General features: G+C 53.4%; 21 protein-coding genes and 1 rRNA gene. 5 read left to right on the top strand and 17 right to left on the bottom strand.

Translation table 11 applies throughout. The features are described 5' to 3' along the window. The first annotated feature begins 174 nt into the window (after positions 1–174). Positions 175–285: ribosomal RNA gene (gene rrf / locus ACYVAC_RS22990) — 5S ribosomal RNA — on the top strand. A gap of 178 nt (positions 286–463) precedes the next feature. Here rrf and ACYVAC_RS22985 read toward each other — a convergent pair. From ACYVAC_RS22985 to ilvA, 10 genes are all read right to left on the bottom strand, one after another. Next, entirely contained in the window at positions 464–925 is a 462-nt protein-coding gene (locus ACYVAC_RS22985) for a hypothetical protein (RefSeq protein WP_461100172.1), read from the bottom strand. 99 nt (positions 926–1,024) lie between these two features. Continuing rightward, complete coding sequence (locus tag ACYVAC_RS22980) at positions 1,025–2,164, bottom strand: 2-isopropylmalate synthase (protein WP_461100171.1); 1,140 nt, start codon at positions 2,162–2,164, stop codon at positions 1,025–1,027. Between the two features lie 239 nt (positions 2,165–2,403). After that, positions 2,404–3,501 (bottom strand): 3-isopropylmalate dehydrogenase, encoded by a 1,098-nt coding sequence (gene leuB, locus ACYVAC_RS22975; RefSeq protein ID WP_461100170.1) that lies wholly within the window; start codon positions 3,499–3,501, stop codon positions 2,404–2,406. Positions 3,502–3,608: 107 nt separating this feature from the next. Then, positions 3,609–4,304 carry a class I SAM-dependent methyltransferase gene (locus ACYVAC_RS22970; RefSeq protein ID WP_461100169.1) on the bottom strand — a complete coding sequence of 232 codons (696 nt, stop codon included), beginning with the start codon at positions 4,302–4,304 and terminating at the stop codon, positions 3,609–3,611. A gap of 108 nt (positions 4,305–4,412) precedes the next feature. Then, positions 4,413–5,933, bottom strand: a complete 1,521-nt coding sequence (locus ACYVAC_RS22965; protein WP_461100168.1) for an alpha-isopropylmalate synthase regulatory domain-containing protein — start codon at positions 5,931–5,933, stop codon at positions 4,413–4,415. 82 nt (positions 5,934–6,015) lie between these two features. Beyond that, positions 6,016–6,627: a 3-isopropylmalate dehydratase small subunit gene (gene leuD, locus ACYVAC_RS22960; protein WP_461100167.1), complete on the bottom strand. Its 612-nt coding sequence runs from the start codon at positions 6,625–6,627 to the stop codon at positions 6,016–6,018. Between the two features lie 96 nt (positions 6,628–6,723). Beyond that, on the bottom strand, positions 6,724–8,124 hold the full coding sequence (gene leuC / locus ACYVAC_RS22955; protein WP_461100166.1) for a 3-isopropylmalate dehydratase large subunit: 1,401 nt from the start codon (positions 8,122–8,124) through the stop codon (positions 6,724–6,726). A gap of 206 nt (positions 8,125–8,330) precedes the next feature. Next, positions 8,331–8,699 carry a VOC family protein gene (locus ACYVAC_RS22950; protein WP_461100165.1) on the bottom strand — a complete coding sequence of 123 codons (369 nt, stop codon included), beginning with the start codon at positions 8,697–8,699 and terminating at the stop codon, positions 8,331–8,333. Between the two features lie 128 nt (positions 8,700–8,827). Next, on the bottom strand, positions 8,828–9,718 hold the full coding sequence (locus tag ACYVAC_RS22945; RefSeq protein ID WP_461100164.1) for a helix-turn-helix transcriptional regulator: 891 nt from the start codon (positions 9,716–9,718) through the stop codon (positions 8,828–8,830). Between the two features lie 5 nt (positions 9,719–9,723). Further along, positions 9,724–10,989, bottom strand: coding sequence for a threonine ammonia-lyase (gene ilvA, locus ACYVAC_RS22940; RefSeq protein WP_461100162.1), 1,266 nt, complete (start codon positions 10,987–10,989; stop codon positions 9,724–9,726). 463 nt (positions 10,990–11,452) lie between these two features. On the opposite strand from ilvA, the gene ACYVAC_RS22935 reads away from it, so the two are divergent. The 4 genes from ACYVAC_RS22935 (at position 11,453) to ACYVAC_RS22920 (ending at position 15,970) form a co-directional block, all read left to right on the top strand. Then, positions 11,453–12,709 (top strand): MFS transporter, encoded by a 1,257-nt coding sequence (locus tag ACYVAC_RS22935; RefSeq protein WP_461100161.1) that lies wholly within the window; start codon positions 11,453–11,455, stop codon positions 12,707–12,709. Between the two features lie 120 nt (positions 12,710–12,829). Next, a complete protein-coding gene (locus ACYVAC_RS22930; protein ID WP_461100160.1) occupies positions 12,830–14,089 on the top strand; it encodes an arsenic transporter in 1,260 nt (419 codons plus the stop codon). Between the two features lie 53 nt (positions 14,090–14,142). Further along, on the top strand, positions 14,143–14,928 hold the full coding sequence (locus tag ACYVAC_RS22925) for a bestrophin-like domain (RefSeq protein WP_461100159.1): 786 nt from the start codon (positions 14,143–14,145) through the stop codon (positions 14,926–14,928). 37 nt (positions 14,929–14,965) lie between these two features. Further along, positions 14,966–15,970 (top strand): hypothetical protein, encoded by a 1,005-nt coding sequence (locus ACYVAC_RS22920; RefSeq protein ID WP_461100158.1) that lies wholly within the window; start codon positions 14,966–14,968, stop codon positions 15,968–15,970. Positions 15,971–16,025: 55 nt separating this feature from the next. Here the strand turns inward: ACYVAC_RS22920 and ACYVAC_RS22915 are convergent, their stop codons facing one another. The 7 genes from ACYVAC_RS22915 to ilvB all read right to left on the bottom strand — a co-directional run bounded on the left by ACYVAC_RS22915 (position 16,026) and on the right by ilvB (position 24,181). Next, a complete protein-coding gene (locus ACYVAC_RS22915) occupies positions 16,026–16,919 on the bottom strand; it encodes an alpha/beta hydrolase family protein (RefSeq protein WP_461100157.1) in 894 nt (297 codons plus the stop codon). Positions 16,920–17,431: 512 nt separating this feature from the next. Then, positions 17,432–18,409 carry a hypothetical protein gene (locus tag ACYVAC_RS22910; RefSeq protein ID WP_461100156.1) on the bottom strand — a complete coding sequence of 326 codons (978 nt, stop codon included), beginning with the start codon at positions 18,407–18,409 and terminating at the stop codon, positions 17,432–17,434. Positions 18,410–18,510: 101 nt separating this feature from the next. Continuing rightward, the gene (locus ACYVAC_RS22905; RefSeq protein WP_461100155.1) at positions 18,511–20,076 is read right to left on the bottom strand and encodes a hypothetical protein; all 1,566 of its coding nucleotides are present in this window, start codon (positions 20,074–20,076) and stop codon (positions 18,511–18,513) included. Between the two features lie 228 nt (positions 20,077–20,304). After that, positions 20,305–21,348, bottom strand: a complete 1,044-nt coding sequence (ilvC, locus tag ACYVAC_RS22900; RefSeq protein WP_461100154.1) for a ketol-acid reductoisomerase — start codon at positions 21,346–21,348, stop codon at positions 20,305–20,307. A 47-nt stretch (positions 21,349–21,395) separates the two neighbouring features. Then, positions 21,396–21,764, bottom strand: a complete 369-nt coding sequence (locus tag ACYVAC_RS22895; protein WP_461100153.1) for a nuclear transport factor 2 family protein — start codon at positions 21,762–21,764, stop codon at positions 21,396–21,398. A 23-nt stretch (positions 21,765–21,787) separates the two neighbouring features. Continuing rightward, positions 21,788–22,321, bottom strand: coding sequence for an acetolactate synthase small subunit (gene ilvN, locus ACYVAC_RS22890; RefSeq protein ID WP_461100151.1), 534 nt, complete (start codon positions 22,319–22,321; stop codon positions 21,788–21,790). Positions 22,322–22,405: 84 nt separating this feature from the next. Further along, positions 22,406–24,181 carry a biosynthetic-type acetolactate synthase large subunit gene (gene ilvB / locus ACYVAC_RS22885; RefSeq protein ID WP_461100150.1) on the bottom strand — a complete coding sequence of 592 codons (1,776 nt, stop codon included), beginning with the start codon at positions 24,179–24,181 and terminating at the stop codon, positions 22,406–22,408. Between the last annotated feature and the right edge of the window lie 2 nt (positions 24,182–24,183).

The raw sequence follows: 24,183 nt of genomic DNA, 5'->3' as shown, positions 1-24,183 counted from the left end.
GTGCAGAGATGCATGGAGCCGAGCCGTACTAATGGCCCCGGACGCGTGATTAGGAAAGTGTTTTACGGGATAGGAGCTTAGGGTTGAAGTAGTCTGGTTGTGTGGCGCGTTTCTCTCTGTGGGGAAAAAGACTGCAGGTATTGGTAGCTGAAGGGTTGCCGAAGGTATATACAGGTTGGTGCAGTTAAGGCGGGTGAACACCTCTTCCATTTCGAACAGAGCCGTTAAGCCCCGCACTGCCGATGGTACTGCTGTCACAAGCGGGAGAGTAGGAAGGTGCCACCTGTGTTATTTGAGAGTGGGGAGAGTCTGCTGACGAAGGTCGGCAGACTTTTTTCGTTTAAGGCTACCCCAACAAATGGCTGGTCAGAATGATGATGTAATGGCGAGAGTCGGTATAGACACATAGACGAAGCAAAAAAGCCGCTCATGAGCGGCTTTTTCCATAAAGAGAAGTAAGTTCTTAGTATACGTATTCGGGCGTCAAATCGGGCAGTGAAATGCGCTCGAGGAGCTGTTCTTCGAGCAAAGTAGCCCACTCGTTCATATACCGAACTACGTCGTCCCGTTTATTATGTTTTAAATAACGCTCTTCAAGAGGCAGCCGGGCGAGTATCTGGCGATCGTCGAGCTTTTCAAGATGCTTTAGATCTTCAAGCATAAGCCCGGCATTAAGCATCTCGTTGATAATAATGTCAATGGGCATCTGACTGGTCGGGCAGAAATCATCGACCTGTTCGTTCCAGTCGCCGTAGCGTTGCATGGCGTAGCGATGAATGTCGTCCCGATTCAGACAAGTTAGCTCCTGTGCCAGGTTGCCGCAGTTGCAGCCACCCATATGCCCCCATTGGTACGGCGCTCCATTCTGGAGCTTCCGAGCCGTCGTGCGTAGCGCATCGATTAAGGTTGGTGTTGGTCTAGCCATAATTGATAACAAACAGTAGGGTACTCTAGATGACTGCCTAACAGGGCGTTCGAACTATTTGTTCGTAAAAAAAAGCCCATCGTAATGATGGGCTTTTTTTTACCGTACCAGTTCCATAAGATCTTTATCGTTGACTTCTTTCCGGATATCAGCCATGTCCAGAAAGCGGCTGTAGATCGTGTCGAGCGCGGGTTTGTCGTAGCGGAATCCCAGTAGTTCGAGTCGGTGCTTCAGCGCATGGCGGCCGCTGCGGGCTGTCAGGACGATCAACGACTTATCGACACCAACATCCTGTGGATTCATGATCTCGTAGTTTTCGGAATGCTTCAGGAAACCGTCCTGGTGGATTCCTGAGGAGTGTGCAAACGCATTGCGGCCAACAATGGCTTTGTTGGCCTGTACGGGCATACGCATCAGCTGCGAGACGAGGTTACTGACTGGGTAGAGCCGGGTGGAATCGATGTTGGTATGAAGACCAAGTTCTTTCTTTACCTTCAGAGCCATCACCACTTCTTCCAGCGACGTATTGCCGGCCCGCTCGCCTATCCCGTTCATCGTCACTTCAACCTGCCGGGCACCGTTCATAATCCCGGCAAGGGTATTGGCCGTAGCCAGTCCCAGATCGTTATGGCAGTGAATTGAGATGGTTGCCTGATGCACGTTGCTTACGTGTTCGTAGATATAGGCAATCTTACGACCATACTCATCGGGCAGGCAGTAGCCCGTTGTGTCGGGTATGTTGACAACCGTAGCGCCGGCCGCAATGACGGCCTGCGTGAGCTGCGCCAGAAAGCCCAGGTCGGCCCGGCCGGCATCTTCTGCGTAAAACTCAACGTCTTCAACGTAGGTTTTGGCGTGTTTTACAGCGCTTACGGCCTGCTCCAGAATCTGCTCGCGCGTGCTGTTGAACTTGTTCCGTATATGTATATCCGATGAGCCGATACCCGTATGAATGCGGCCCCGCTTGGCAAACTTGAGTGCTTCGCCAGCAGCATCGATATCGCCTTTAACGGCACGGCTTAGCGCGCAGATCGTTGGCTCGGATACAGCTTTGGATATTTCAACAACCGACCGAAAATCGCCCGGGCTGGAGATCGGAAAGCCGGCTTCGATAACATCAACACCCAGTCGTTCCAATTCTTTAGCGACGATGATTTTTTCCTCAGTTGTTAACTGACAGCCGGGAACCTGCTCGCCGTCGCGTAATGTGGTATCGAAAACATAAACCCGCTGACTCATGGTATTGCAAGTAGGTGATTGTGATAATACGTCGGTCAAAAAACAAAAAGCCCTATTCTTGCGAATGAGGGCTTTTTTTACTGGTTATAGTGGTCCCTCTTTCTTACGAAGCGTGTTGTAGTGGCAGTCGACGTAGGTTGGAGAGTAGCATATCGATTCTTGCGAATTTTCGCTGGTTGCGTAAATACACTACAAATGTATCGCTTTTTGCTCGTTGGTCAAGTGGGTTGATTATTTTTTTATACCACCTGATCGACAGGCTGGGCGGCTAATTGCCTGAGCACCTGACTCCCCATCGCATCTGTTCCCAGAATCATATCCGAAGCTGTGTCAGCTGCGGCAATATCACCCGTACGGTAACCCGCTTTCAGCACCGCATCGACTGCTGCAATAACGGCATCGGCTTCTGCTTTCAGGCCAAACGAGATATCGAGCAGCAGGGCTACTGACAGGACGGACGCCAGCGGATTGGCCACACCCTTACCGGTGATGTCGTGGGCCGAGCCGTGGATCGGTTCGTAAACGCCCGTAAGGTCGCCAACCGAGGCCGATGCCAGCATACCCATCGAGCCGGCAATCTGGCTGGCTTCGTCGGTCAGAATATCGCCAAACAGGTTACCGGTAACAACCACATCAAACCGCTTTGGATCTTTGATGAGCAGCATGGCTGCCGCGTCGATAAACTGGTGCTCTACTGTCACGTCAGGATATTCGGGGGCCAGCGCCTGCACAACTTCACGCCATAGCCGGCTACTCTCAAGTACGTTGGCTTTATCGACCGAACACAGGCGTTTGCTGCGCGTACGAGCTGCTTCGAATGCCTTTCTGACAATGCGCTCTACTTCGTATTTGCTGTAGATCATTGTATCGTAAGCCGTATTGCCGTCGTCGAGTCGCTCGCGTTTGCCAAAGTAAACGTCGCCCGTCAGCTCGCGGAAAAACAAAATATCGGCGCCCCGCAGAATCTCGGGTTTGATGCTAGATGCTTCGAGCAATTCGTCGAAGAGTTTGATCGGACGCAGGTTGGCGTAAAGGCCCAGTTCTTTGCGCATCTGCAGCAGCCCCTGCTCGGGCCGAACTTTGGCAGACGGGTCGTTATCATATTTGGGGTGCCCTACGGCACCAAACAGAACAGCATCGGCGGCTTTCATTTTGGTCAGTGTTTCCTCAGGCAGGGGAGAGCCGGTTGCTTCGATGGCTACGTGGCCGATCAGTGCTTCATCGTAGGTGAACTCATGGCCAAACTTCCGGGCAATGGCTTCGAGCACCTGTTTGCCAACGGTGGTCACTTCGGCGCCGATACCATCGCCGGGCACTACAAGAATGTGTTTTTTCATTGATCAGGGGCGGTTGGGCAGGTATGAGCTTGAAAAGCCACAGGCCTGAACCAACCGGATAAGTAAGCGAAATTGAAACGGTACAGGTTGATTACGAATGAATTTGGTTACTGGGGTTTAACGGCTTCAGCGATTACGTTTTTACCGATCACGTGGCCGGCTGTCAAATGATCAAAAAAACGGCTGACGGGAAAAACAACCCGATCGTACAGCACGACTGATTGTTTCGTGATCCGCCCGTCATTACCAAGCCATTTATACAGCAGCGAGATAAAGTAGCCGGCGAAATCATAATAACGACAGTCGGTAACCCGAAACCCGGCATCGGTCAGAATCTGCCGAACCAGCTGCTTGTCGTACCGGCGATAATGGCCTACGTGTTCATCCATGTTGCTGAAAATTTCCTGGCGGGCAGGGACAAACACTTTCAAGCGACCACCGGGCTTCAGTTTCGCGTACAAGGCCTTAACAATGTCGCCATGCTGGTCAATATGTTCCAGCACGTTGATCGTATAGATCAGGTCGTACGTCCTGGTGAGCTGGCTGATGTCCGTATAGACCGGTTGCTTGATCAGGGGCAGCAGGTCGGGATCGATTTCGGCTGCATCAACGCTGCCCAGTGGAAACCGGTTGGCGTATTCACCGTTGCCGGCACCGAAATCGAGTACGGCCAGATTAGGTTTCACATCACGGGCCACCCAGTTATACAAACTGTTGTTATAGTTGACTGCGTGGCTCATAATGGCCAGATTATCGGAGCCGTTATACTCTACTTTGTCAGCGGTCTGTTTAGCCTGATTCATAGAATTCAGCGTTTCTGCGTATCGTTCTTGACATGAGGATGAGGCCCTAATTTATTAAACGATTCACTACAAACGTATATAACGTCAGGTAACAGACTGTGCTGATTGTCAGTCGAGCATATTGAGCATTCGCTGCGTGGCTTTGATCGCCGAAACGGTCTGGTCGGAGTCGAGGCCACGAGTTTTGAATTCGCGGTTAGCCAGCTTCCAGGTAATGATGGTTTCACACAGCGCATCGGTTCGTCCACCCGACGGAATCCGTACGACATAGTCGGTCAGCTGGGGCAGCGTCATGTGCCGGCGGGTATAAATGGCCCGTAGCGCGTTCATGAAGGCATCATATTGGCCATCGCCCTGGGCGCTCTCCTCAAACTGATCGGCGTCGATCCGAACCTGGAGCGTGGCCGATGGTTTGAGGCCCCGGGCTTTGTGGAGCGCATAATTGAGCACCTCTACCCGCGCCGGGCCGGCCGATTGCCCCAGTACGTCGGCAATGACATACGGCAGGTCTTCCCGGGTAACAACCTCCTTCAGATCGCCCAGTTCGATCACGCGCTGGGTCACTTTTTTCAGCTCATCGTCGGGGAGCTGGATACCAAGCTCGCGGAGGTTGTTTTCGATGTTGGCTTTCCCCGACGTCTTGCCCAAAGCATAGCTGCGTTTTCGCCCAAAACGCTCGGGGAGCAGTGCGTTGAAATAAAGGTTATTCTTCTTATCGCCGTCGGCATGGATACCGGCCGTCTGGGTAAAGACATTGTCGCCCACCACGGGTTTGTTGTCGGGAATGCGAAGGCCCGAAAACGTTTCAACAATCTTGCTGACCTGATACAGCGACTTCTCGACGATACCCATCCGGATATCGGGCATAAAATCGCGGATGACGGCGAGGGTACTGGCCAGCGGGGCATTGCCGGCGCGTTCGCCCAGCCCATTCACGGTGAGGTGAATGCCATGGGCGCCCGCACGAATACCTTCCATGACGTTGGCGACACCCAGATCGTAATCGTTGTGCGCGTGAAAATCGAAGTGCAGCGAGGGGTACCGATTTACCAGCTGGCTGATGAAGCCGTAGCTTTCGGCGGGCGTCAGGATACCGAGCGTGTCGGGCAGCAGCACCCGGCGGATGGGCTGGGTCTGCAGAAAGTCGAGGTACTGTAGCACGTAGGCAGGCGAGTTGCGCATGCCATTGCTCCAGTCTTCGAGATACACGTTGACAACGAGGCCGGCCTGTTGCGCTTCGTCGATCACCAGCTGAATGTCGGCAAAGTGCTGCTCGGGCGTTTTTTTCAGCTGGTGGGTCAAGTGGTTGAGGGAGCCTTTGGTGAGCAGGTTCATTACCCGCGCCCCCGACGCCCGCATCCAGTCGAGCGAGGCCTGGCCGTCGACGAAGGTCAGCACTTCGACCCGGTCGAGCATGCCGACGCTCTGCGCCCAGCGGGTAATTTGCTGAACGGCTTCAAGCTCGCCCGCCGATACACGCGCCGATGCTACTTCGACCCGATCGACTTTCACCTCCGTCAGCAGCATCTGAGCCAGCGCGAGCTTTTCAGACGCTGAGAACGACACTCCGCTGGTCTGTTCACCATCGCGGAGGGTCGTATCCATAATTTCAAGGTAGCGAGGTTGCATGGGTCAATGAGTGGGTGGGCAATTGAGTGCTTGCGTGTGAGATTAATACACTCAATCACGCAATCGCCCATTCACCACGTGGTTAAAACGGTCTCGTATCGGCGAAGGCTTTGATCTGGTCTTTCATCGACAGCAGGTAGTCGATGTCGTCGTAGCCGTTGATCAGGTTGTCTTTTTTGTAGCTGTTGATCACAAACGATTCCTGATCGCCGGTGGCCAGCAGCGTAACGGTCTGCGCGGGCAGGTTTACTTCCAGTTCCGCGTTTGGGTCGGCTTCGATGGCCGCGAAGATACGATCGGCAAACTCGGCGCTGATCGTTACGGGCAGGATGCCGACGTTGAGGCAGTTGTTTTTGAAGATATCGGCAAAGAAGCTCGAAATCACGCACCGGAAGCCGTAGTCGTAGATGGCCCAGGCTGCGTGCTCACGGCTCGAGCCACTCCCGAAGTTTTTGCCGCCAACCAGAATTTTGCGGGCTACGCCTTCGCCGGTGTAGCGCGGGTCGTTCAGCACAAAATCGGCTTTTGGCGTATTGTCGGCGTTGTAGCGCCAGTCGCGGAAGAGGTTGTCGCCGAACCCTTTGCGCTCGGTTGCTTTCAGAAAGCGGGCGGGAATAATCTGGTCGGTGTCGACGTTCTCGATGGGCATCGGAACGGCGGCACTGCGAAGGATGGTGAATTTATCGTAAGCCATGGATTTTAGATTTACAGGGTACAGAATACGGATTGGAGCACGCTGATACCGGCCGTTGTCGGGCCGTCAGTCTGGCTGAAAAGCGTAAACTGTAGACTACATGAACTGTCTGGGGTCGGTAACAACGCCCGTTACGGCGGCTGCAGCAGCTACGAGCGGGCTGGCCAGCAGGGTGCGGGCCCCTGGTCCCTGGCGGCCTTCGAAGTTGCGGTTCGAGGTCGATACGGCGTATTTGCCGGCCGGAATTTTGTCTTCATTCATGGCCAGACAGGCCGAGCAGCCAGGCTGACGGAGCGAGAAGCCCGCGTCGGTCAGGATGTCGAGCAGCCCTTCTTCCTTGATCTGGGCTTCAACGATATGCGAGCCTGGCACCAGCCATGCCGTTACGTTGTCGGCTTTTTTACGGCCTTTCACAATCGAGACGAAGGCCCGGAAATCTTCGATACGGCCGTTGGTGCAGCTGCCCAGGAAGACAAAATCGACGGGCTTACCAATCATCGACTCGTTTTCGGCAAAGCCCATGTACTGCAGCGATTTCTTGTAGCTGGCCTCGCCGTCTTTAACGGTGCCGGCCATCGGAATGTGCTGCGAAACGCCCGTACCCAGACCGGGGTTGGTGCCGTAGGTAATCTGGGGCTCGATAGCGGCTGCGTCGAACGTCAGGTCAACGTCGAACGTGGCCCCCTCGTCGGTCCGGAGCGATTCCCAATAAGGTACCAGTTTAGCCCAGTCTTCGCCTTTGGGGGCCAGTTCGCGGCCTTTCAGGTAGTCGAGCGCGGTCTGGTCGGGGGCAATCATACCGCCCCGGGCGCCCATCTCGATGCTCATGTTGCAGACCGTCATCCGGCCTTCCATGCTCATGTTGCGGAACACATCGCCGGCGTATTCGACGAAGTAGCCGGTAGCTCCACTGGCCGAAATCTGAGCAATGATATACAGAATCACGTCTTTCGGCAGTACGCCTTTCCCCAGTGTACCGTTGACCGAAATCCGCATCTTTTTGGGCTTCGGCTGCATGATGCACTGCGAAGCCAGCACCATTTCGACTTCCGACGTACCGATACCGAAGGCAATGGCTCCGAAAGCGCCATGGGTCGAGGTGTGCGAGTCGCCACAAACGATGGTCATACCGGGCAGGGTAATCCCGTTTTCGGGCCCCACCACGTGCACGATGCCGTTTTTCTGGTGGCCCAGGCCCCAGTGCGAGATATTGTATTTATGGGCGTTACGCTCCAGTGCTGCGAGCTGGTTGGCCGACAGCGGATCGGCAACGGGCAGATGCTGGTTGAGGGTAGGCGTGTTGTGATCGGCGGTGGCAAAGGTGCGCCCCGAAAACAGCACGCCGGCACCCCGGCCTTCGAGACCCAGAAAGGCAACGGGGCTGGTTACTTCGTGAATGAAATGGCGGTCGATAAACAACACATCGGGACCGTCTTCGACATGCCGGACAACGTGGGCGTCCCAGACTTTATCAAACAGGGTTTGTGGGGTACTCATGGTAGCTGTGATTTTATAGCCACAAAGGTGGACTATATACGCCTACAGCGAATCCCGATGATCGTCCAAGTAATAGCGATTTTGGTTCGATTGGGTAAATTGGACGGGAAACTATATTGGCGGCTGCTGCACTGGGCGAATAGGCCTAAAGTCCCGACGTACGAGCAGGTCACTGCAGATCCGGTGGCCTGATTCAGCATCGCTGGCTACCGACTGCTGAACTGGCCAATGTGCCACAGAATTCCCGACGGATCGTGCAGGTAACAGGCGTTGCCCCAGTCGAATGCCTGAACGGCGCTCAGGCGTACGCCCTCGTAGGCAGCTGGTAGGTTCAGCGCCGACAGCGTCTGCCAGTACGCGTCGATATCCCTGACCTCCAGGAAGACCATCGTGTTGTCGACCCAGTCTTTCACATAGGCCCGTTGCAGGTAAAAGCCAAGTACATCGTTTCGAAACAGCGACATTGTATCCGACAGTATAACTTCGTCGAAACCGAGGGTCTGGTAAAAGCGTCGCGACAGATCATAGTCCTTTGCACCCAGAAACGGGCGAATCGAGGTAGCTGCGTTGGTCATGGAGGAATGGTTGGTTTACCAAACAACATACGACAAAAGGGGGAGAACTGGAAAGGGCTTGTGCGTCGGATGTATGGTTTTAAAAAATAGGCCTTATGTCCAGTAAGCGCGGCCTATCCAGCCTCCGGCTACGCGATCCGTTTGGGCGTGGTGCCGTACTGCTGCTTGTAGGCTTTGATAAAGTGCGACACGCTTTCGTAGCCGATCTCCAGACTGACTTCCGATACATTTTTGGTGGTGTTGCGCAGCAGAAAATGCGCGTGCTCGAGCCGTTTTCGCCGAATCCAGTGGCCGGGTGAGGTGTGGAAATGGTCGTCGAAGTCGCGTTTAAACGCCGACAGGCTGCGGCCCGACAGCCGGGCCAGTTCATGCATCGACAGCGGTTTGAGCAGGTAAGTGCTCATCAGGTAATCGAGATCCGTTTTCTGACCCTGGTAGATATGCCAGAGAATGGTGCGAAGCTGTCCCGATCCATCCAGTTCGAGCAGGTGCAGCAGCAGTTCCTGAAATTTAAGCCGCAGGAGTTCGTTGAGGTAAGGCGTTCGGACACCGAAGTAGGGGAGCAGCGACTGAATAAAGGTGTTGAAGGCCGGCGATGCGTTGACGGTCAGGATGACGGCGTCGGTCAGGTCGTTCGGGCTGCCCCGAAACAGGCCGGCGTGCTGGCCCACAAATTCCTTTAGCATCTTTTCGTTCATGAAAAAAACCAGACTCCGGTAATTGGCGTCGATGGATTCGTTCATAGAATAACAGCCCCGCTGGAAAAACAGGATGTCGCCCTTGCGGACATGCAGTTCCTGGGTGGGTGAGCTGAACTTCTTTTCGCCTTCGAGCACCACAATGACGGCGTGCTCCTCAAAGAAAACTTCGTTCCGCTCCGGGTACACATCGCTGCGGTAGGCCACGAAGGTCATATCCGACCCGTCGCGGTCGGGCCCAGCGGCTCCTTCGCCACCCGCCCGGCGGATGCTGAGCGACGCGAACTGATCGGGCTGTATGGAGGAGGGAACGCGCAGCATGGGTTTTAGATCAGGAACTGGAACAGGTCGGGCTTATCGTTGACATGTTCGAATACGATGTTCTGCGCCTGCATGCGCTCGATGAGCGGTTCGAAATCGTCGCGGTTCTTGAGCTCGATACCCACCAGGGCCGGACCGGTTTCGCGGTTGGTTTTCTTGGCGTATTCGAAACGGGTGATGTCGTCGGTAGGTCCCAGCACATTCAGGAAGTCGCGGAAAGCACCGGACCGCTGTGGAAACCGGATAATGAAATAGTGTTTGAGACCTTCGTAGAGCAGCGACCTTTCCTTGATTTCCTCGGTTCGGGTGATGTCGTTGTTGCCTCCACCCACCAGACAAACCACGTTTTTGCCCCTGATCTCGTCTTTGATCAAATCGAGGGCGGCAATGCTCAGGGCACCGGCCGGCTCGGCCACAATGGCTTCTTCGTTGTAGAGTTGCAGAATAGTCGTGCAGACTTTGCCTTCGGGTACCAGAACGACCTGGTCGAGGTTCTGGCGGCAAACGGCGAAGGTGGTATCTCCTACCCGCTTCACGGCTGCTCCGTCGACAAACTTGTCGATATGGTCGAGGGGTACCACATGGCCCTGATCGATCGACACCTTCATGGACGGCGACCCCAGCGGCTCAACGCCGATCAGTTTGGTTTTGGGGCTGAGCTGCCGGAAAATGGTCGATACACCAGCCGCCAGGCCCCCGCCACCAATGGCCATCAGGATGTAATCGATCTTGAAGTTGGCGTCTTTAAAAATTTCGAGTCCAACGGTGCCCTGACCTTCCATCACCAGCACATCGTCGAACGGGTGAACGAAGGTACTGTCGTGGGTCTGCACATAGGCATTCGCTGCGAAATACGCATCGTCGTACGTATCACCGATCAGTACCACATCGACAAACTCCTTCCCGAACAGCTTCACCTGCTTTACCTTCTGGTTGGGTGTGGTAGTCGGCATGAATATCGTACCCTTCACGGCCATTTTTCGGCAGGCGTACGCTACACCCTGCGCGTGGTTTCCGGCGCTGGCACAGACCACGCCTTTGGCCAGTTCGTCGGCCGAGAGGCTGGCCATTTTGTTGTAGGCACCCCGAATTTTGTAGGACCGGACCACCTGCAGATCTTCACGCTTCAGGAAAATGTTGGCTCCATACCGATCGGATAGATTTAGATTTTCCTGCAGGGGCGTGTGCACGGCTACGCCCCGCAGACGGTCGGCTGCGAGGTAGATATTATCGAGATCGGGGGTAAGAAGGGGCTTGTCGGTATCTACCACGGCAGTTGCTGATGAGGTTTTAAACAAAGTTACAAAATGCTGGCCGCCCTGGGCAGCATTGGCTCCTGAGTTCTTAACAGGACAGCCCGGCTTCAGGACTCCCAATTGTGAAGATAAATTAATCTGTCATTCAGGCGAGCTTCATGTGGCCCCGGTAGCTTTGCTCCGGGATCAGTTATCGGAACTCCCTTTTTCACATCTATCGGTCTGTCGGGACGAAGGAACTATCGGCTGGCTACTGGTACGGTGAGTAGGCATAGGTTTCCTCATAAGTGAGTAATAATACCAGCATAAGGTGCATTAAAGACTCATTAAAGCTAAAACAGTAGCTTATTAATCAGTGCGTTAGTCAGCTTGTCTTGTCGTGGCATAGTTTTTCGCTGAGCGAGCCGTACGTCCTGTTGATTGACATGACGCGTCGGTAAGCAAAAGAACGACAGGCCGATTTACCCAACCCGAACTAATGAGTCAAGTGAAGCAAACCACCTTAGACAAACGTCGGGTACTCTGGCCCCTGCAGGCCCTGAATTTTTTTATGGCCGACATGCAGGCTGGGGTTGGCCCGTTTCTGGGTGTGTTCCTGCTGGCACACGGCTGGCAGAGCGGTCTTATTGGATCGGTCATGACGATCGGCGGGGTCGCCGGTATGCTGATGACTGCCCCGGCGGGTGCGCTGATCGACGCGACCAAACGCAAACGAACGTATGTAGTTATTGCAGCCCTGTTCACAACGCTGGCCTCTGGGATCATTCTGTTGTCGCAGGAGTTCTGGCTGGTCAGTGTTTCGCAGGTAGCTACGGCCGTTGCCGGCTCCGCCATTGGACCAGGGGTAGTAGGGATCACGCTGGGCCTGGTTCGGCAGAAAGGCTTCAACCGGCAGAATGGCTACAACCAGGCGTATAACCACGCGGGCAACGTTGTGGGGGCCGGGCTATCGGGGTATCTGGGGATGCGTTTTGGTATGCCGGCCGTGTTCATACTGGCCGCCGTGTTCGGTGTGCTGGCCATCGTGTCGGTGCTGCTCATTCCGGCCAGGGCCATCGATGATGAGGCCGCCCGGGGCCTGCCCGACAAGCATAAGAATGACGATTCAGCCGGAGCTACCGGCGTGCAGGTGCTGCTTACCAACAAACCCCTGCTGATTCTGGCGGCCGCGCTGGCCTGTTTTCACCTTGGCAACGGCGCCATGTTGCCGCTTTATGGCCTGGCCGCGGCAACGCACAAAGCCGGCAACGCCACCGGATTTGTGGCCATGACCATCATCATTGCCCAGCTAACCATGATCGTGGTATCGCTGGTGGCCATGCGGATGGCCGAGAAGCGGGGCTACTGGCTGGTTATGCTGGTCTCGTTTCTGGCCCTGCCCCTGCGCGGCTTCATCGCGGCTTGCCTGACCAGTGAGGTCGGCCTGTATCCGGTGCAGATCCTGGATGGCGTCGGGGCTGGTCTGCAAAGCGTGGCTGTGCCGGGGCTGGTAGCGCACCTGCTCAACGGAACGGGACGCATCAACATCGGGCAGGGCGCTGTCATGACCGTGCAGGGGCTGGGCGCATCCCTGAGCCCGGCCATTGGAGGCTGGATGGCGCAGCAGCTGGGCTATGCCCCCACGTTTCTGATACTGGGAAGTTTCGCTTCTGTGTCGATCCTGCTCTGGCTGGTGTTTGCCAGCGCGCTTAAATCAGCCTGTGATACTGGTATGCCAGACGCTGTACCGGCCTGATCGATGATCAGGCTGACGTGGCGAGTCGGTGATCATGTCAGGCGTTGGCCGGGCGGTACCTTTGCCGTTTGACAGATGGGGACGATAGCCCCAATACCGGGTTATAATCAGCACATACGCATGACACCTATTTTTATCTGGATCATTACATTTTTTGCCATTGCGGGCGTTATCGTTCGGCCATTCAATCTGGCCGAATACGTCTGGGCGGTGGGGGGCGCCGTACTGCTGGTGGCGCTGGGGCTGATTACACCGGCCGAGAGTCTGGCCGGCATAGCCCGGGGCACCGACGTATACCTGTTTCTGACGGGCATGATGTTGCTGGCCGAGACAGCCCGGGCCGAGAAACTATTCGACTGGCTGGCTGCCTACGCAACCCGGCAGGCCAACGGATCGGCATCACGCCTGTTTGGTCTGATCTACCTGGTGGGTATTGGTGTAACGGCCCTACTCTCGAACGATGCCACGGCAGTTGTGCTGACGCCGGCCGTAGCGGCTGCCGTCAAGGCTGCTAAGGTCCGGAATCCCCTGCCCTATCTGTTTATCTGCGCATTCATTGCCAATGCCGCGTCGTTTGTGCTACCCATCTCCAACCCGGCTAACCTCGTTATCTATGGCACCCACATGCCGCCCCTGCTGGCCTGGCTGGCGCAGTATACCCTGCCGTCGGTGGTGTCGATCGGTATGACCTTCGTGGTGCTGCGGTTTACCCAGCGGGCGGCCCTGTCCGAATCGATCGAAACGGCTATCCGCATCCCGACCTTATCAGCGGGTGGCCGGCTCGCCCTGGTCGGTATCGGCGTAACGGCCCTGGTGTTGCTCGTGGCGTCGGCGCTCGCCGTACCACTGGGCCTGCCGACGGCCATCACCGGCCTGCTGACGTCGATACTGGTGCTGGTGCGGGTCCGGAAAGGCCCCTGGCAGGTCATCCGCGATGTATCATGGGGCGTACTGCCGCTGGTAGCTGGCCTCTTTGTGCTGGTCGAAGGGCTACTGACAACGGGCGTCATTCAGGACCTGGCCACGCTCCTCCAGACGCTGTCGGCCCGGTCGGCAACCGAAGCAACCTGGCTTAGTGGGGTTGGCATTGCCCTGGCCTGTAACCTGATCAATAACCTGCCGGCCGGGCTCATTGCCGGCACAGCGGTGCAGGCCGGGCCGATTCCGGATATGGTCAAGAGCGCCATTCTGATCGGCATCGATCTGGGGCCCAACCTGTCGGTGACGGGATCGCTGGCTACTATTCTCTGGCTCGTGGCCCTGCGTCGGGAAGGGCAGTCGGTTGGGGCCTGGACATTCCTGCGGCTGGGGGCGCTGGTCATGACCATACCGCTGCTATGTACGCTTGGCATCGTCTGGCTGTATCACCTCTACCGCTGACGGATGGGCCTCGTTCTTTTTTCCTGACTCCGTCACGGAGGCCAATGCTACCCATGGACTGGATCTATACCTTATCCAACAGTTTGCTCTTCGCACTTTGCTGCGGCATAAGTCTGCTATTTTCGGTAGTAGGGCTGGTACTGATGCGTCCCTGGGTAATGGCCCGTGTAACCAATCAGGCCGATCATAATGATCTGGTCAGTTACTTCCTGGGCGCATCGGGCGTAATCTACGGGATCCTGCTGGGGCTGGTAGCGGCTGGGGTCTGGAGCAATTTTCAGGAATTGTCGGGTCAGGTCGACGAGGAGGCTACCATCACGGCTGCTCTGTATCAGGACATGGCTACCTATCCCGAACCCTACCGGCGGGCTTATCAGCAGGAACTGAAAGCCTACGTGCGGGCCGTAATCGAGCAGGACTGGCCCGCCCACCATCGGGGCCGGGTACCGCAGGCCAGTAGTATCATATTGCGTTCGTTTAAAAACCACCTGTTCGATTTTGCTCCTGCTACGCCCCGCATGAACGTGGTTCACCAGCAGGCCATCAACCAACTGAACGAGCTGCTGATTGCGCACCGGTTACGGCTACGGGGCGATCAGGCCGACCTGCCGCCACTGCTCTGGTGGGTAATTCTGCTGGGTGCCCTGATCAACGTAGCGATTTCCTGGTTTTTCGTTAGCCACCCATTTCGTATTCAACTGGCCCTGACCGCACTGATTGCCCTGCTGCTGGGCTCGCTGTTATTTCTGACAGCCGCCATGAACAACCCGCTCAGGGGCGGCTTCAGCGTCGACGCCAGTGCGTTTGAATCCGTTCTGTACGAGATGGTCACGTTCTGACCCACTGTCTCGCCCGATAAATCGCAACGTTATGTATATGAATCGATTAAGTTACGTGTCTACGCACTGGACGGGCCTGGTCTGCGGTCTTCTGTTCGGTACAACCCTGACCGGATGCCTGTCGAACCGGCAGGCCAGCCTTACCCTGAATCAGATTGCCAGCGACAACTGCGTGATCGACTCCAGCGGTACATCGGGCTACGTGTTCCACCCCGTCGATGTGGCACGCGGTTCGGCCGACGATTCGTTGCTTCGGCGTCGGTTCGGCAAGCGGGGGCTGCGAATGGCCCAGGCTGTCGGGTTGCCAACGCTACTGGCGCAACTCACCCGTCTGGAGCGGCAACAGGCGGCTGGCGGTACCCTGTCGGCCGACTACCTGACGCTCCGGCAACGCCTGACCGATCAGCTGCAACTGGCCAGTTTCGACATCGCTGCCGCCACTGCGCTTGTGGCCTGCGATGCCAAACGCGCCAACCTGACGGCTACCCTGCTGACCCGGCGGGAGAACAGCCGCGAAAAGCGCATGACCATTAGTGCAATTACGATCGGGGCAGTAGCCATTATCGGGGCCAGCCTGCTCAACCTGCACGAGCAGCCCAGAACGGCCGACTGGTTTCACATTGCCGGCGGGGTAGGTGAGGGGGGGCTGGGGGTGCTGGCCCTGCGGCAGAAACCGCCCCGGGCTACCTATGCGCATCAGCGTAATCCCCTGCGCGACATCTGGACGCGGGCGCGGACATCCAGCACGTTTCCGCCACTGGTCTGGTACTACCTGAACCACCCCAAATCGGCCGGTGCTCCTTCGCCGATCGACGCGCTTCGCCGACGCTGGGAAATGCTGGTAAAGCTGGACGCCGGGGCGAAAAAAGCACGTACGCCGGGGCGCCGGGAGGTCGACTATTTTGGTAATGGCGATACCTATACGGCCGAAGAACTGACCGTGCGGGCTTCCATGCTGGGGCAGCTGGAAACCGATATTCAACTCATGAACAACGATCTGACCATACTACTCAACGAGATTGCCCGACCTGCCCGCCAATAAAGTAGGCTCTTACCCTACGCACTGGCCTTACATGGCTACACTGGGCGTGGAGGATCTATTTTAAAGTGCTCAATTTTGTCGAAACATGCTGTTTTATCCATTGAGCGGAAATGGCGAAGGGTGTTGTGTCAGAAACCGTATTATGCCCGAGGGCCGGAAACAAGCAATAGTCGAACGGCTTGCCCTGGGCTTTAAGTGTATTCAGTTGCTCCATGCACAGTTTTACGGGAATCTGTATATCCTGTTCGCCAAAGAGCCAAAGTCCGGGAATCGATAGCTTCATGAGGGAGTTTTTCGGGTCTGTCGTCGTAAACTGGTACCGGTCAGCATCGTTTTTGATATGCTCGCGCGCTTCTGCTTCGGTATGCTTTTCCCAGAAAGCAGTGTCGCCATTCGTATAGAACTGAAACCGGAGTTGCTCCAGCGTTGTAATGGTTGGGCCGCTAAACAAAACCATAAACGATACCAGCGGATTTTTGCTGGCAGCAACCGGGATTATCCACCCTGCCTGACTGAAGCCAACTAGGCCAATCGGTATTTTCCTGTCGGTGAGGTGTTTTCGCAAGGTGCTTACGGCTACGCTGGCATCGTTAGCCAGCAGCGTAAGGTTCGTTGTATCGATGTTATTGGTGCCAACCGTTGGCCCTGCGTAGACACCGCCTGACTCACCCACGCCACGCTTGTCGTAAGTCAACACGGCAATGCCTTCTTTGGCCAGCCGTCTGGCGAATTCCATTTCTCGTTTTACGGGGTCAGATCCATGCACAATGACAACGGCGGCTGTTATTTTTTTGGGCGTCAGCACAGAGCCAGCAAGTGTGACACCCTGGCTGTCAAAGGTTACGGCCTGAATCGCAAAATCCACTGATTGCGAAAACACGAGTGCTGGTAGAGTTATCAGCGTTAGCAGGAAAAATGCGGTCGAAATGAAGTGGGCTTTAGGGGGCATGTAGCGAAGGCTGAGGTTTGGCAAAAGGCTGAGAACGGGGCATCTCCATGTCGACTACGCCGGTATCACATGACCGTACCGTGAAGTTTATGAGTCCGGGCACTCAGCGAGCGGCAAAGATTGGCCCTTGTTCTGTCGACCGCAACCGGAATAGGATGTACGGCGCATCGCTGATACCCGTTGGTGACTGGCGCGAACAGCCGGCCATCGAGTACTGGCTGAACAGCAAACGTGCTTTACGACGACACAGTCTGATAGGCTACTTAAGTTGACTGTAGTATGAGTATGCAGATGCTTTTGCCTGTTGATATAACATCCGGCAGGAGTAGATAACCGACCGGGCTGCGGGCTGGAACTGTGTAATCTGTTGGCCCATAATCGATGCCGTGGCTTAAAAGCTGTTTGACGACATCAGGAACAATGGCCGATGAGTAATCACACACTGGTATCAAAACTGGGGCTTGCCATTAGTTTACGTTTGCTTATCAGACACAATAGTGTTTGCAGGCCCCTTACCGTAAAAACTTATGTATCAGGAATAATAAAACTGGTGCTAACGCGATATTCATCCAGATTGTAAAGTTTACGGAAGCAAAATTAATGAGGTAATTCAACGTGTATACTGAGCAGCTAATGAAGATGATAATGATCGACTCGCCAATATAAACCTGGTCGTTTGAAAACCGGTCTACATGTTTCTTGTTTATATCTCTACTGTTTTCTACGAAACCCTTACCTGGAAAGTAGGCGCCAATAAGGGCAATGTTTTGTGCAATGTAAATGCTGGATATGCCCAAGAAGAAAAATTTCAGGAAAACTAGAATTGCTGAGTCCAGATTTGTTGAATGTTCGATGTCTCTTAGTTTATAAAGCTTCAGTATATTGTCAGTCGCCAACACAAGTGTGAGCAGTGCAGTCCAGATACTTAGTAGTAATCTTGTATTGCTGTTAAGAGCTCTGTATGAAAGCGAGTTGAAAACTGAGAATCCCGAAAGAAGCAAATTTAGTAAAAGAAAACCCTTCATTAAGATGTGATCTGATTTCCAGTGTCCAGTGGCTATAAACCAATAATTGAAAGATATAGTCATCAATAGGGTAATGCCTTCTGTAATTTTTTTAGGTCCTTCCTCTACGTAAACAATCGTAGCGAATACTATAAAAAAACCTAAGAAGAAATATGGCCAACGCTCCAGATGGTCAATAAATGAATAAGTTTTTTCGCCTTTGTATTGTACGAAGCCAAAAAAGCTAAAGATAAACGCCGTAAACGCAGTCCATAACACAGTTGTCCATTGCTTGACTATACGCTTATATTCAAAAGTTAAACCGAGCAGCAAAGCGACAAAGTTCAATTGAAAAATTTTCCTGTCCGCTACAATAGTTTTGTTGAATAGATATCCTATTGTGAATAAAAGACTAAAAGCAAGTACAGATAGGAATATACGCGTACCTGATTGTTTGTTTAAACCTTTTAGATGTTCTGTTCTCACTTAAAATAAGTGTTGTGATTGAAAATAGATTTAGTTTTAACTTACAAAGTTATTGCACTTATGTATTTGCTTTTTTATGTTTTATTTTAGAAAGCCTAAAATTATATATTGCTTAAATTTCTTACTACATCTTTGCCAATTATTAGTTTTAGTTTGTTAAATATTTCAGGATCATTTATATTTTGCCAGTGCTTTTCGAATATCGGATTGAACCGATCAAAAACTCCTTTACTCTCTCTATAAATAACTATTCTGTCTTTATCGCATATGCCAAACAACTGCGATTTCATCATTCTTGCGTATGAAAATGCTTGGTTGTACGATTGTGTTCGCTCAATACTTGAACTCATATTAAACTTAGCTTCAATAACTAATGGTGCATTTTGATAATGAATTTCGCCTTTTGGGAAAAACACAAAGTCGGGAATTGCTTTTTCTTTTCGTCCGGCTTTTTGTGACAACTGTCTTGTCCAATCTTTCTCCGTAAATCCTAGTTTAGAGAGTAATGGAATGAGTAGCCTTTCTTCGACATCTTTTTCGTTTTTTATATTTTCCTCAATTTTTAAGTCGGGTTGATATAGTTGTGGCAAAATGGAAATATCAAAATCTTTTTTTATCAGCAAGCGCTGTAATTCTTTGTAGTCTTTTGCCGAAAATTTTACGCCATTTACTCCTTGAAAATTTTTCCTTGTAATCCCGAGTTTTGAGAAGTATGGGTCTGATTGTAGCTCTTTTAAGCTTATGTGTGGGACAATTATTCCCTTCGTTACTCTTGCTCTACTATTATAATAATTGAAAGGGGTATATATTCCGTCAATGTCTGCTCGCCAAATTGACTGTATACAACTGTACGGGGAAAGGACATACATTATTATGATGTCACCACGCCTTGTGTTTTCATTGCAAGTCCAGGCAGATTTTTCTCCTTCGACCGGATTCTGTAAGAATGTTTGGTAATCCTCTTTGCTTCCGCCTGTCAGCCAAATGTTAGTGGGTTCTGGTAATTCACTATAATCCTTGTTTTCTTCAAGTAGCATGAAAGAGAAATCATAGATACATGCGCATGTTTCTTCAATTGTTAAATTATTTTCCTTTGAGAAAATTTCAATATTTTCGTTTATTTGTTTGTATAATAAAAGCCTTCCTTTTTTGTCTGATTTTGCCGGAAATTCAGGAATCGGAATTTCTAAAGAGTCGAGTATTTTAATAAAAACGTCAAATTGTTCTCGAAAAAGAATTGGAATAAAGAACAGGTCGGTGTCAAAGTATAGTACAATTGATATTTCTGGTAGGATAGAGCAGAGTTTTTTGAAGTCTTGTTTATTGACAATGGGAGGTTCATTTTCAATTCTTGTTAATTCTCCGTTTGCGTCTTGCTCAACTGAAAATAGCTCTAAGTCCTCAATCAGTCTTGAGAAATAATCCGATGAATTCTCATGGTCTTGAGGTAGAAGATTATCGGCAAGAATACTAGTATAGATGAGGTCAGTATCTTCTAAGAAAAATTCTTCATCGCATTGGTTTCCTAAAAATCTCTTGTATTTATTTGAAATGTCTTTGATTTTCATCTCTAGGTCATCATTTTCTGATTTTAAAGAGAATAATTCAATTGCTTCTTTTCCTTCTTTGGAGTTTTTGTAAAAGTTCCAGAGTTTTTTGTTTATCATTTTAGATTAATTTTTGAGTGTAGAAATTGCAGTATTTGATATCCAGTGCCCGATGAATATAAGGATTAGCGAACAACTTAAACAATAATAGAAAAACAAGTGCTCAATTGCTGCCGTTCGCATCGCTTTTTTTAACCAGATTGGCAGCTAACCTAGTAAAAAAATCGGGTAGCAAACAGACCCTGCGGCCGGTTCACTACCCGATTATAAGACAATCAAGCGAAAAGTCTAGCTACGCTCGGGCCGCAGGCTGCGAACGGCGGCACCAGCCTGCCACATTTCCGACTCACGAAGCTCGGCCAGCTCTACTTCCAGCTTCTCGCGGTAGTCGGGCTGTGAGTTGCGGGTGATGCTAATCTCGGCCTGCTCCTGGGTTTTTACCGAGTTGTAAAGTTGCTCGAAAACAGGCTTGGTTGCGTCGCGGAAGGGCTTCCACCAGTCGAGGGCACCGCGTTGGGCCGTGGTCGAACAGTTGGCGTACATCCAGTCCATACCGTTTTCGGCTACCAGCGGCATCAGCGACTGGGTCAGCTCTTCGACCGTTTCGTTGAAGGCTTCCGAGGGGCTGTGGCCGTTGGCGCGCAGCACTTCGTACTGAGCGGCAAAGATACCCTGAATGGCGCCCATCAGCGTGCCACGCTCGCCGGTCAGGTCAGACGTTACTTCCTTGTAGAAATCGGTTTCGAACAGGTAGCCCGAGCCTACGCCGATACCCATAGCAATGGCTTTGGTACGGGCGTTACCCGATGCGTCCTGGTAAACGGCGAAGCTCGAGTTGAGGCCTTTGCCTTCGACGAACAGCCGGCGCAGCGAGGTGCCCGAGCCTTTGGGGGCCACCAGGAACACGTCGACATCGGCGGGGGGGACAATACCCGTTTTCTCTTTGTAGGTGACGCCGAAGCCGTGCGAGAAATACAGCGATTTGCCGGGTTTCAGAGCCGCCTTTACGGTTGGCCACAGTTCGATCTGGGCGGCATCCGACAGCAGGAAGCAGATGATGGTGCCTTTTTCGAGGGCTTCTTCGATTTCGAACAGGGTTTCGCCGGGAACCCAGCCATCGGCAACGGCTTTGTCGTAGGTTTTGCCTTTGCGTTGGCCAACAATCACGTTGAAACCATTGTCGCGCATGTTGAGCGACTGACCGGGGCCCTGAACACCGTAGCCGATAACGGCAATGGTTTCATTGCTCAGCACCTCACGGGCTTTCTCCAGCGGAAACTCTTCCCGCGTTACAACTTGCTCTTCGACTCCTCCGAAATTAATCGTTGCCATAATGCTACTTTGGTTTGTATTCTTGTTTTGAGGGTTACTTATTTTAGTTAGCTGTAATCGCTGATACGGCACAGTCTGCCGTCCCTTGATTCGAAAATGGAAACGCCATGCAGCGTGATTGACTGGTTCGCTTTCCAGCCGTTGGGCAAATCCTGGGCTACCGTAGCCCGGTAGTCGATCTCGGCGGCTGCCCGGTTGCCGGCCACGATCAGGCTTGTAATGGCCTGATTTCGCTCCGAAAAGACAGCAAGAAACTGTTCGGCCTGCTGTTCGAGGGCCTGTTTGCCGGTCAGCGTCATCGAAGTCCCCGAATTCGATACGTTTTCAAACCGAATGTCATCGTGCACAACGGCCAGCATGCCGGCTACGTCTTTCCGGTTATAGGCGTTCAGGTAGGCTTCGATCAGGTCTTTCACGGCGGGACAAATGTATCGGTTCGTTACAGGTAGTAGGCCCAGTCGGCTTCGGGCAGGTATTCGACCAGTCCTTTCTCGGTTTTGCCCACGGCTACCCGGCCAGAGCGCACAAACTCCAGAATTTCATACTGCTTCAGGTAAGCGAAGAAGTCAAAAATGGCGTCGTTGTCGCCGGTCTTTTCGATCACCACATAATCGAGTCCCCAGTACACCACCCAGGCTTTGTATTGCTTGTTGATGGTTTCGACGTCGAGCGATTTGCCGCCCAGTGGGGTCGATATTTTGAAGAGGGCAATCTCGTTGTACACAATCTCATCGTTGAGGTAGCCGAACACGGCCAATACTTCAACGATCTTGCGGATCTGCCGAACCAGTTTCTCGACTTCTTCGCGCGATTCGTGTTTGATGACGATCGTAAACCGCGAAATGCCTTTCCGTTCAGTTTCCGACACGGTCAGGCTTTCGATGTTGATACGCCGACGGGTAAAAATGATCGTAATGCGGTTCAGCAGCCCGATCGTATTTTCCGTGAATATGCAAATCGTGTAGGTGGTCATACGTCTTGTTTGTGGTTGGTGGTTTGTAGAATCCGATAACGGCGAACCACAAACCACGAACGGCACCGGCCGCCCGGTACGAACTTACTTGAGCCGAATCTGCGAAACGCTGGCTCCGGCCGGCACCATGGGAAATACATTTTCTTCTTTCTCCACAATCACTTCGAGCAGGTAAGGCCCGTCGTGAGCCAGCATCGTGTCGAGGGCATCCGACAGGCTGTTGCGGCTGTCGCAGGTGTGGCCATCCATACCAAAGCCCCGGGCAATGGTGATGAAGTCGGGGTTTTGCAGTTCCACAAAGGAGTATCGGCGCTGGTGGAACAGCTGTTGCCACTGCCGCACCATACCCAGAAAGTTGTTGTTCAGAATGATGGCCTTCACGGGCTGCCGGTTCTGAACGATGGTGCCCAGCTCCTGCAGCGTCATCTGAAAACAGCCATCGCCAATGATGGCGACGATCTGCCGGTCGGGAGCGCCCACCTGCGCGCCAAACGCGGCTGGCAGCGCAAAGCCCATGGTGCCCATGCCCCCCGAGGTAACAAGGCTGTTGGGCCGCCGGAATTTGTAGTAGCGCGAGGCCATCATCTGGTGCTGCCCTACGTCGGTTACCAGCACGGCTTCGCCACCCGTTTTCTGCGAGAGCATATCGATCACTTCGGCCATCCGGATCTTGCCTTCCTGGCTGGTCAGCTCGGGTACGGTGATCTGCTCGTGTTCGATGGCATCGAATTTCCGGAACTCGTTGCGCCATACGCTGAAATCGTTAGGGTTGACGAGCGGAATCAGGGCCTGCAGCACTTCTTTGGCGTCGCCTACTACCGGCGCATCGGCCCGGATAATTTTGCCGATTTCGGAGGGGTCGATCTCGATATGAACGACTTTGGCCTGTCGGATAAACTTGCTGGCGTCGCCCGTCACGCGGTCGTCGAAGCGCATGCCGATAGCAATGATCACGTCGGCCTGGTCGGTCTGTACGTTGGGACCGTAGTTGCCGTGCATACCCAGCCAGCCCACGTACAGCGGGTGATCGGTCGGGATGGTCGACTGCCCGAGCAGGGTGGTGGCTACCGGAATCCCGGCTTTTTCGGCCAGCTGCCGCAGTTCGTCTTCGGCTTTAGCCAGTTGAACACCGTGGCCCGCCAGAATGTAAGGGCGTTTGGCTTCGTTGATCAGTTTGGCGGCTGCTTCGACCTGTTCGGCCTTGGGAACCAGGCGTGGGCGGTAGCTAACCAGGCTCTTACAGCGTTCATAGCGAAACGGTTTGGTCATCAGCTCGAGCTGTGCGCTCTTGGTAATGTCGATCAGTACCGGACCGGGCCGGCCCGACTGAGCAATGTAGAACGCTTTGGCCATGATCTCCGGTACCTCGTTGGCGTCGGTAATCTGGTAGTTCCACTTGGTGATGGGCATCGTAACACCCATGACGTCGGCTTCCTGAAACGCATCGGTGCCCAGCAGTTTCTTGCCGACCTGCCCGACAATGCAGACCAGGGGGGTCGAGTCGATCTGGGCATCGGCAATGGCCGTAACGAGGTTGGTAGCGCCCGGCCCCGACGTGACGAGACACACGCCGGCGCGGCCTTGCATGCGGGCGTAGCCCTGGGCTGCGTGCCCGGCCCCCTGCTCGTGGCGCACCAGTATATGGTTGACCCGGTCCTGGAAATCATACAGCGCATCATACACCGGCATGATGGCCCCGCCCGGATACCCAAAAATCGTGTCGACCCCTTCGGCGACCAGCGCGTGCATCAGCGCCTGCGAACCACTGATAAAGGGGGTATCGTCGGGCATGAGCGCCGGCAGGGCGTTGACCGATTCGACTTTGGTTGAATCAAGAACGACACTGGCAATTGTTTCCATGG

It is taken from the genome of Spirosoma luteolum (genome assembly GCF_054778875.1).
The sequence above is the reverse complement of the archived record's forward strand: the minus strand, read 5'-3'. Positions and strand labels throughout refer to the sequence as shown.